Annotated in this window: 8 protein-coding genes; 1 reads left to right on the forward strand and 7 read right to left on the reverse strand. The window is 41.4% G+C overall.

From position 1 onward, the window contains the following. Positions 1–376: 376 nt before the first annotated feature. The 7 genes from WDC_RS00550 to WDC_RS00580 all read right to left on the reverse strand — a co-directional run bounded on the left by WDC_RS00550 (position 377) and on the right by WDC_RS00580 (position 8,301). A complete protein-coding gene (locus WDC_RS00550; protein WP_156126972.1) occupies positions 377–2,431 on the reverse strand; it encodes a heavy metal translocating P-type ATPase in 2,055 nt (684 codons plus the stop codon). Further along, entirely contained in the window at positions 2,432–2,893 is a 462-nt protein-coding gene (locus WDC_RS00555) for a CopY/TcrY family copper transport repressor (RefSeq protein WP_044009852.1), read from the reverse strand. A gap of 142 nt (positions 2,894–3,035) precedes the next feature. Continuing rightward, positions 3,036–3,704, reverse strand: a complete 669-nt coding sequence (locus tag WDC_RS00560) for a potassium channel family protein (protein WP_044009853.1) — start codon at positions 3,702–3,704, stop codon at positions 3,036–3,038. Between the two features lie 29 nt (positions 3,705–3,733). Continuing rightward, positions 3,734–5,080, reverse strand: coding sequence for a TrkH family potassium uptake protein (locus WDC_RS00565; RefSeq protein ID WP_044009854.1), 1,347 nt, complete (start codon positions 5,078–5,080; stop codon positions 3,734–3,736). Between the two features lie 105 nt (positions 5,081–5,185). Next, positions 5,186–5,953: a gamma-glutamyl-gamma-aminobutyrate hydrolase family protein gene (locus WDC_RS00570; protein ID WP_044009855.1), complete on the reverse strand. Its 768-nt coding sequence runs from the start codon at positions 5,951–5,953 to the stop codon at positions 5,186–5,188. A gap of 8 nt (positions 5,954–5,961) precedes the next feature. Beyond that, positions 5,962–6,705, reverse strand: coding sequence for an amino acid ABC transporter ATP-binding protein (locus WDC_RS00575; RefSeq protein WP_044009856.1), 744 nt, complete (start codon positions 6,703–6,705; stop codon positions 5,962–5,964). A 135-nt stretch (positions 6,706–6,840) separates the two neighbouring features. Further along, complete coding sequence (locus WDC_RS00580; protein ID WP_044009857.1) at positions 6,841–8,301, reverse strand: ABC transporter substrate-binding protein/permease; 1,461 nt, start codon at positions 8,299–8,301, stop codon at positions 6,841–6,843. Positions 8,302–8,631: 330 nt separating this feature from the next. Here WDC_RS00580 and WDC_RS00585 point away from each other — a divergent pair, with 330 nt between their 5' ends. After that, positions 8,632–9,147: a YagU family protein gene (locus WDC_RS00585; protein ID WP_044009858.1), complete on the forward strand. Its 516-nt coding sequence runs from the start codon at positions 8,632–8,634 to the stop codon at positions 9,145–9,147. The last annotated feature ends 383 nt before the right edge of the window (positions 9,148–9,530 follow it).

Raw genomic sequence — 9,530 nt, forward strand, 5'->3', positions numbered from 1 at the left:
CCACTCCTCCTCAATATAATTTTCCTAGGATGATTTCATGATAGCGCTTACCATTTGTGCTTCCAATGCACTAGTTTATGCAGTAATTGCACTAGTTACTTTTTTTAGGTGTATTTTTAAAATACTGATTTTAATAAACTACTGATAGTTACCTCAGATTTAGGCTCTATAATTAAATTGTCGAAATTTGATTGCAGACGCAGTACCTGCCGTGTAACATTGGCTTTTCACGTTTTATTTTAATTGCCGAAACGTGCTCAGCAACCACAGAAACTTCCGTGTAACATAAAAAGGACCTGAACCAAATTCAAAATACGAATCTGATTCAGGTCCTTTTCACGTTACACTCCAGTTTCTAATCGCGGTTGTTCACACTCTACATTTTAAGCGTCATCGCATTCATCGCCACGATAATCGTTGAAAGCGACATAATCAATGCTCCAACTGCTGGGCTTAATACTATTCCGATTCCTGCCAGCACACCAGCTGCTAGTGGGATTGCAATAATGTTATAACCGGCACCCCACCACAGATTTTGCACCATCTTGCGGTTTGTTGCCCTTGCTAGATTTAAGAAGTTCAAAATATCTTTTGGATTACTCTTTACTAAAATCACGTCTGCCGAGTCAATTGCCACGTCCGTCCCCGCACCAATTGCGACTCCAATATTGGCTCGTGCCAAACTAGGGGCATCGTTAATTCCGTCACCAACCATCATTACCTGATGACCATTTGCTTGGTACTCACGCACAATCTTTTCCTTATCCTCTGGTTTCAGATTGGCTTCGACAGTTAACTCGCCTAACTGCGCGGCAACCTGTTTTGCAGCCGGTTCATTATCCCCCGTCAACATAACTGGTTGAATACCCATCTGATGTAATTGAGCGATAAATGCTTTAGCTGCTGGCTTAATTTGATCACCTTGTGCAATCAACCCCAGGGCTCTGCCATCACTAATCAAATAACTCACTGAATTTCCTGCAGACGCTAATTGCTTAAATTCACCCTGATCAAACTCAATCTGTTGTTTTTCAAGATAGTCAGCCGTCACAATTGAATAGCTCTGACCAGCAACTTTCCCGTTCAAGCCGACACCCTGAACTGCTTCGACATCACTGACTTCAGTTAGTTCAATTTGTTGTTCCTTGGCAGCAGTCAGAATTCCAGTTGCCAATGGGTGGCTTGAATTTGATTCCAGGCTCGCAAATAATTGCAACACTTGTTTGGCGGAAGTATCTGTCTGCAATGCCTTAACTTGATCAACTTTAAAAACACCTTCAGTTAAGGTACCTGTTTTGTCCATTAACACGGTATCAACATGCTTGGCAGTTTCAATTGCGTGGCGGTCGCGAATTAACAATCCATTGGTGGCCGCAATCGACGTGCTTCGGGCGACAACTAGTGGGATAGCAACACCTAACGCGTGGGGGCATGCGATCACGAGGACCGTCACCATTCGTTCCAGCGCCGTATCTGGACCACCAATGCCTAACCAAACAAAGAATGCGATTATTCCAACCGATAAAGCGGCATAAAACAGGTACTTAGCCACCTTTTCAGCCATCCCCTCAGCTTTCGATTGTTCTTGTTGCGCCTGATTGACCAATTTCATTACTTGGGCCAAATAGCCAGTTTCTCCGGTACCAGTGACTTTGACCGTTAAATTACCATTGCCGTTTACCGAACCACCGATAACTTGATCGCCAGTCGTTTTTGTGACCGCTTTTGCTTCACCAGTCACCAATGATTCGTTCACCGAACTGCTGCCAGCGACAACATCCCCATCAGCCGGTACTTTTTCACCAGCCTGGACAACCACTTTTTGGCCCTCAGACAACTTATTTAGCTCAATATCTTGCAGCTTACCGTTATCATCAATCACGTGCGCCATACTTGGCAGTAATGCGGCCATTTTTTCCAGCGCATTGCCAGCATTCATCACGGCATTCATTTCTATCCAGTGACCCAGCAACATGATGACAATCAAGCTAGCCAATTCCCAGAAGAAGTCCATTACATGGCCATTTTGATTGATAAAATGGTTGGCAATAAACGCATAGAGGCTATAGATATACGCCACGCTAATCCCCATTGAAATCAGGGTCATCATGGCTGGACTTTTATCTTGTAATTCTCCTTTGGCACCAGATAAAAATGGTTGCCCCCCGTAGAAAAATAGGAAAGTTGCTAGAACTAAGACAATCCAATCGGAACCAGTAAATGTAAACTGAAATGGTAAATTAATGCCCATAAATGGCGATAAAATAAAGATCGGAATCGCCACAATTAATGATAGCCAGAATTTCTGTTTAAAATTGCCCATGTGCATCATGTGTCCGCCACCCATGTCCATTTCATCCATATCCATGTGGTCGTGATCCATTGAACCCATATCCATTTTCATGTTCATTGATTTTTCATCGTTTCCCATTTACTTTTCCTCACATTCACAATTGTCGGTGGTGCAATCTTCATCATTTGGTAAACAATCACACGCAATGGTGTCAGGTGCCGTTTGCTCTTTTTTTTGCAGTACTGTAAGTAATTTCTGCACATCATTTTTCGTTAAATTGGTATGTACGATCAAATTAACCAGCGTTTGCCCTTTTTTCATCGCACACAAATGATCAAATAGTTGTTGACTGGTTAAATTCATTGCATCCAATTCACCAACCGTCGTCGAATAAACGAATTTTCGTTCCACTTTGTTTGTTTCTAAAAGTCCTTTTTTTACCAAGCGGCCTAACAAAGTTTTAATCGTTGACTCCGTCCAGTCACGTTTTCGTTGAATCAAATCAATCAATTCACGACTATGACTAGGACCCTTTGTCCAAATAATTCGCATAACTTCCCACTCGGAAGGTGTAATTTCACTTACTTTTTCAGGATTCATTTAAATAGCACTCCTTTTTCGTTTACAAACGTAAACCTTATATTGGTACTATAAATGTTTCGTCTACAATTGTCAACGTAAATGATTATTCTGTGGATCAAAAAAAGACAGAATTATAATTCTGCCTTTAACTTAGTTAATGCTAGATCCGGTCACTAGTGGCCTCATCCAACCGATCCACATCGACCGTTTTACCAATCACTGACAACGTGTCACCCTCCTGGATGATGGCTGTTGCTGGCGGTGAAACTTGCACGTCGTTATTGCGTGCAATGGCTACTAACATCAGACCAAATTGATCGTGAAAATTCAATTCGGCCAAGGTTTTACCATTGAATTTATCATTAGCCACTCGTATCTCGGCTAAGGTGTAAGTATCGCTCAATGCCAAGTAATTTAATATGTTATGACTGATTAATCGATGAGCCACCCGCTGGCCCATATCACGTTCTGGAAATACGATCGAATCGGCGCCAATCTTTTCTAAGGCACGACCATGCATTGTTGTTTCAGCTTTAGCCACAATATGCTTAGCACCGAGTTCCTTCACAATTAATGTTGCTAAGACACTCGCCTGAATATTTTGCCCCAACGCAATTACTACATGGTCAAAATTACCCAGATCTAGATCGCGCATTGCATCTTCATCCTGAGCATCTGCAATCACAGCCTGGGTTACCAGGTCCTTATAACTCGTAACCAATTCTTCATCATTATCAATTGCCAGCACTTCTTGTTCTTCTTCAATTAAAGATTGGCACACGCTCAACCCAAACCGACCCAGGCCGATCACAGCAAATGTTTGTTTCATTTATTTTCTCCTTAATTTGATACGGCTAATTACCCAATCATGACACTTTCTTCCGCATAGCGATAATGTTTCTGCGGATGGTCCGAATTCAATACGGTGAACATCACAGTGAAAATACCAACCCGACCGATAAACATTAATATCATGATGATAGCTTTACCAAGGACCGTTAAATGCGGGGTTAACCCCATCGTCATTCCTGCCGTACCAAACGCCGATAACGCTTCAAAGACAATGTATTCAAGCCCAAATTGTTTCGGCACCGTTTCAACCGTTGCTAACACCATAATTGCAATCACCACAATAATTGCGGCCACAAAGATCAACATAGAAGCCCGAAAAACGTTATTTTGTGTGAAACGACGCCGGCCAAATTCAACCTCATCACGTCCGCGCAAGACAGCCCAACTTTGTAACCACAAAATACCGACCGTGGTCGTTTTAATTCCACCAGCAGTGGAGCCTGTTGTCCCACCAATGAACATCAACACCATGGTCAAAACAATCCCGGCCATTGATATTTTCGAGTATGGCAATACGTTCAGACCGGCAGTTCGTGGCGCTACAGCCAAGAAAAATGTGTCAACGAGCCTAGCAAAACCGCTGGCACTCCCCTTAAGTTGGTGGAAATTATTTTCAGTGAACCAAAAAATCACCGTCGCACCAACAATCAAAACCGCACTAGTGGAGATGGCAATTTTTGTGTGCAGCGACACCTGACGATTTTTGTGCCACAACAAAACATCCCGCCACACTAGAAAGCCAAAACCACCAGCAATAATCAATAATGACACAACAAAAATTAGGTATGGATCATTGCCAAAGTTTTGTAAGCTATTACCAAATAAATCAAATCCAGCATTACAAAAACTCATAACCGAATGGAATGCACTAAAATAAGTCCCCTTACCCCAGCCAAACCGCGGCACAAAGTCGAACATTAACAGTCCCATCCCAGCTATTTGGATGATCAATGATAGCCCAATGACATACTTCATCACCGTACGGACATCTGCTAAGCTTTCTAAATTCAACGATTCTTTCACTAACACGCGCGTCGTCAAATTGGGCTGACGGCGCAACATCGAAAATAATAACACGGTGAACGTCATAAAGCCTAGTCCGCCAATCTCGACTAGGATCATGATAATTACCTGACCAAAAATTGACCAGTGAGCCGCCGTATTGAGGGTTGTTAAGCCAGTGACACACGTCGCTGAAGTCGCGGTAAATAAGGCATCACTATACTTAGTACTGAGACCAGTTTGAGTGGCCTGTGGCAACATCAAAAGTAAACTGCCAATGATGATGATCACGATAAAGCCAAGGGTTAATATTTTGGGAAGCGAACGTTTATGTTGTTTTACTGTCGGCATTTTAAATTTCTCACTTTAAGATAGTACAAAAAATAACTGCGCAAATGAACAACGCAGTTACATTTTGTCGGTGATGACATTGTTCATAGCCTAATTATGGCATAATTAAGCCTGTTTGAACATTCTTTCACCATTAGCGATCGATTTTTGCACGTAATCAACAAACCAGTTAAATATTTGTTGCATTGATTTGTCAGACTGCGTCAGCCATTCCGGATGAAATTGAACCCCATATACTTCATGATCACGACTAACTATAGCCTCAACCACACCATCTGGACTGCTAGCCACTGCCTCCAAGGCCGGTGCCAACTGATGGATCATTTGATGATGGACGGAGTTAACCTGATGCGTTGTTCCTAGCAGCGGTTGCAGCCAAGAACCAGCTTTAATTTTAATTTGGTGGGTTTCCGCCATCACAGAAGTGGGCTGCTGATCATGTTTCAGTGGCTTATCAATTTGAGCCAACGTAACATCCTGATACAAACTGCCACCTTCAGCGATATTAATCAGTTGCATTCCCCGGCAAATGCCTAAGATCGGCTTATGTTGCTGCCGTGCTTGCTGATAAACAGCCAATTCAAACCTATCTCGTTGTTGATCAATTTCACCAAGCAATGGGGTGGGTTGTTCATGATATAGATTGGGATCGGAATCTTCCCCGCCAATTAAAAACACCGCACTAATTTGGCTAACGTATTCACTTGCCAACTCCTCCACATCCGCCTGAGCAATTGGCAAGACCAGTGGTAACCCACCAGCCGCTTCAATGGCTGCAATATTAACATTTTGAACATATTCAAAGTGACTATCAATAAATTGATTGTCCGCATGGTTCATTTGGGCGCCTAAAATTCCAACTAATGGTCTCATCATCTCACCTACACATTCAATACTTTGTTCAGGAAGCTTTGGGTGGCTGGTTGCTGTGGATGGTCAAAAACTTGTTCTGGGGTTCCTTCTTCTTGAATTAAACCGTCATGAAAAAAGGCGACTCGGTCGGCCACGCTCTTGGCAAAGCCCATTTCATGTGTCACCACAATCATTGTCATTCCTTGTTGTGCCAGTCGTTTCATAACTGCTAGCACATCACCAACCATTTCAGGATCCAGTGCTGACGTAGGTTCATCGAACAGCATCACATCTGGTTGCATCGCTAACGCTCTGGCAATCGCTACTCGTTGTTGTTGGCCGCCGGATAATTGACTAGGCATGGCCGCCGCTTTTTCTGTCAAACCCACAATATCCAAGTAATGCATCGCTTGCTTCTTTGCTTCGGCATCATCCGCTTTTTTTAATTGCGTGGGTGCTAACGTGATATTTTTCAACACACTCAAATGTGGAAATAAATTAAAATGCTGGAACACCATGCCAATGTTTTGTCGGACTAAATCTAAGTTTGTTTTTGGATCACTGATGTCATAGCCATCAATATATACGTGCCCGTTAGTGGGATCTTCTAGCTTATTTAAGCAACGGAGAAACGTACTTTTACCAGAACCAGATGGACCAATCATACAAACAACTTCATTATCTTTAACGTTTAAATTGACGCCTTTCAATACTTCATTATCACCAAAGCTTTTGTGCAAATCTTCTACCTGCACTTTGTAACCTTTATCCATATGGATTACCTCACTTTTTTAAGAAATCTATTTTTTTCTGTTTGAAACGTGTGAAACAACCCAGCTTCCTATTGTATAAGGTAACATTCACTCGTCCTTCACAACCCGAAGCCTTCCTTTTATCACCTTTCTATTTTACACTCTCATTCTTTTTTGCACATAATTAGATAACCAAGTAAGCAGCGTAATCACAACTAGGTACATTACCGCAATAATTGCCCACACCTTGAAACCTTCCATGTTTTTCGAAATAATGACCGTCCCTGTTTCTGTCAGCTCCATCACACCAATGGCGGACAAAATTGACGTGTCCTTTAACGTAATAATAAATTGATTAATAAAGGATGGGATCATGAATTTGATTCCTTGCGGCGCAATTACTTTCCATAGCGCCCTGTTATAAGGTAAGCCTAAACTGCGGGCAGCTTCCCATTGCTCCCGGTCAACCGCCTTGAAACCGCCTTTAACAAACGCGCCAATATACGCCCCTTCGTTTAGCGTCAAGGTAATAATCCCGGCCGTGAACAGTGGGATCTTTTGTCCAATCACATCTGGCATCCCAATGTAAATGAAGAACGCCAAAACCATCATTGGTAGGCCACGGAAAATATACGTGATGGTGCTGGCAGTCCATGGCAATGCTTTCCCATCTGAAATGCCCATGACCCCTAAAATCACACCTAATACCGTAGCACAAATAATTCCCAACACTGCCAGTTCAATTGTCATCCACAAACCACTTAACAATGTTCCTTTATTATTTTTGATCAAGCCCATGATTGTTCGTTGGCTAGCAGTATCTGTTTTCACTGCGTTACCATTTAAATATTTATTGATAATTTGTTTCAATTCGCCGCTTTTCTTGATTGAAGCTAGACCAGCATTAAACTTGTGTAAGAGTTCTTGGTTTTCCCCCTTCTTAACTGCAAATGCAACGGGCGTTGTCTTGGCTGGTTTCGTCACAATTTTAAGAGGTACACCGTTTAAAATCCCATATTCTAACACGGGACCATCGTCAAACGTAGCCACCGTACCGCCGTTGTGGACATCATTCCACATTGTGTTGGAATCATTGAAATACTTGATTTTAAAATCATATTTTTTCTGTAATGATTCACCATAAATTGCGCCAGTCGTACCAGCTTTGAGGGCGACCGTCTTGCCCTTCAAATCCTTAAACGATTTAATCTTACTGTTTTTATCGACGGCCATTACTTCACCGGCATTGTAATATGGGGTTGAAAAATCAAACGTTGCTTTACGAGCATCGGTAACACTAACGCCCGCCATCATTCCGTCAATCTGACCAGCTTGCACTGCTTGAAGTTGTGCGTTAAAGCCCATTACTTTTAACTTATATTTAAAATGCTCTTTTTTGGCAATTGCCTTCAGGATATCCATATCAATCCCATTGTTTTTTCCATCATAGGAACCATCTTTACTTTCGATTTCATACGGTTCAAAAGTTGTCCCAGTCCCAATTGTATATGTAGGTTCAGCGTGTGCCGTTTGCTGATTGAAGTACAAGAATCCTAAGGCACATGTAGCCGTTACTAATAACCATAACCATTTTTTCCGTCTAGTATGTTGTTCCATTCCAATTCCCTCTTCCAAGTAAAAAAGCTTGTAGATAACCTAACACTTATTTTACTAAACGAATATAGATATCCTTAAGGTTGTTGTTTTTCAATGGATTAACGGTCATTAGGTTTGTAAACCGAAGTTTGTTAGTCGCTTTCGCTTAAGAAAAATAAGCGTCTTTTTGGGCATTATTTTTAGCTGTTTGTAGTCGTCATAGTTTAATTTATTCTGGTTGATTAACAAAAACGAACGCATTTGTTTTACTTCAATCGTAAAAAATATTTGGTGTCTTTTTTAGTAATAAAAGATTTATACTAACTGTAAGCGCTTAAAGGAGACGATCATATGACAAATAAAAAAGTGAATTTAACGGCCGCATTAATTGCTGGTGGTGTTGCCGGGATTGTGTCAGGGCTAGTTAAGCTAGGATGGGAAAATGTTTTACCACCGCGCACACCACAACGCGACGCTACTAATCCGCCGCAACAGCTGCTGCAACAGGTTGGTGTACCAGCTAATGTGACGCATGCCACGTATACCTACTCAGGTCAGCAACTACCATTTGTGAGCTATCTGGTCCATTTTGGTTTTTCAACTTCGTTTGCCATGCTTTACAGTGTTGGCGAACATTATGTACCAGTAATTAGAGCTGGCCAAGGAACTGCATTTGGTCTCTTCATCTGGGGTGCGTTCCATCATGCAATTATGCCAGCACTGCACACCATTCCTCGAGTGAAAGATCAACCGCTTGAGGAACATATTTCTGAAGGTTTAGGCCATATGACATGGATGTGGACAAACGATCTGATTAGCAATCAAATTTACCAACAACTGACAAAAAATCAAAATAAAACGGAATAATTAGAAGTGGCCCAATGAATCAAACGTGGCAAACTAATCTGGGCGTACACGTCCTTATTTAGCTACGTTTTTAAGCACACAAAACGTTGCAACACTATGATTAACGTTAATTATGATTCCATTAACAACCGATGTAGTCATGGTTTTGATTTTGTTGAATTGATATGAAAAAATAATGCTAGCCGCAATTGATGTGTACGGATAGTGAAACACCCATCTAGTGAAATTAGATGAGTGTTTTTATTGTAAGTTCTTCGTACAAAAATTTAATCACTTAGAGGAAATGAAAATAACTTTTCTTGCCGTATATATAAAGTATTAAGCTTAATCCTTAACAAGGAATGATTTTTACTTATTTAAACAAAAACAACATTTTATAATAT

The organism is Paucilactobacillus wasatchensis (assembly GCF_000876205.1).
GTDB lineage: Bacteria > Bacillota > Bacilli > Lactobacillales > Lactobacillaceae > Paucilactobacillus > Paucilactobacillus wasatchensis.

Excerpts from the sequence above, each read along its gene's own strand:
- WDC_RS00550 (WP_156126972.1), bottom strand. The coding sequence starts at position 2,431 with ATGGGAAACGATGAAAAATCAATGAACATGAAAATGGATATGGGTTCA.
- WDC_RS00555 (WP_044009852.1), bottom strand. The coding sequence starts at position 2,893 with ATGAATCCTGAAAAAGTAAGTGAAATTACACCTTCCGAGTGGGAAGTT.
- WDC_RS00560 (WP_044009853.1), bottom strand. The coding sequence starts at position 3,704 with ATGAAACAAACATTTGCTGTGATCGGCCTGGGTCGGTTTGGGTTGAGC.
- WDC_RS00565 (WP_044009854.1), bottom strand. The coding sequence starts at position 5,080 with ATGCCGACAGTAAAACAACATAAACGTTCGCTTCCCAAAATATTAACC.
- WDC_RS00570 (WP_044009855.1), bottom strand. The coding sequence starts at position 5,953 with ATGAGACCATTAGTTGGAATTTTAGGCGCCCAAATGAACCATGCGGAC.
- WDC_RS00575 (WP_044009856.1), bottom strand. The coding sequence starts at position 6,705 with ATGGATAAAGGTTACAAAGTGCAGGTAGAAGATTTGCACAAAAGCTTT.
- WDC_RS00580 (WP_044009857.1), bottom strand. The coding sequence starts at position 8,301 with ATGGAACAACATACTAGACGGAAAAAATGGTTATGGTTATTAGTAACG.
- WDC_RS00585 (WP_044009858.1), top strand. The coding sequence starts at position 8,632 with ATGACAAATAAAAAAGTGAATTTAACGGCCGCATTAATTGCTGGTGGT.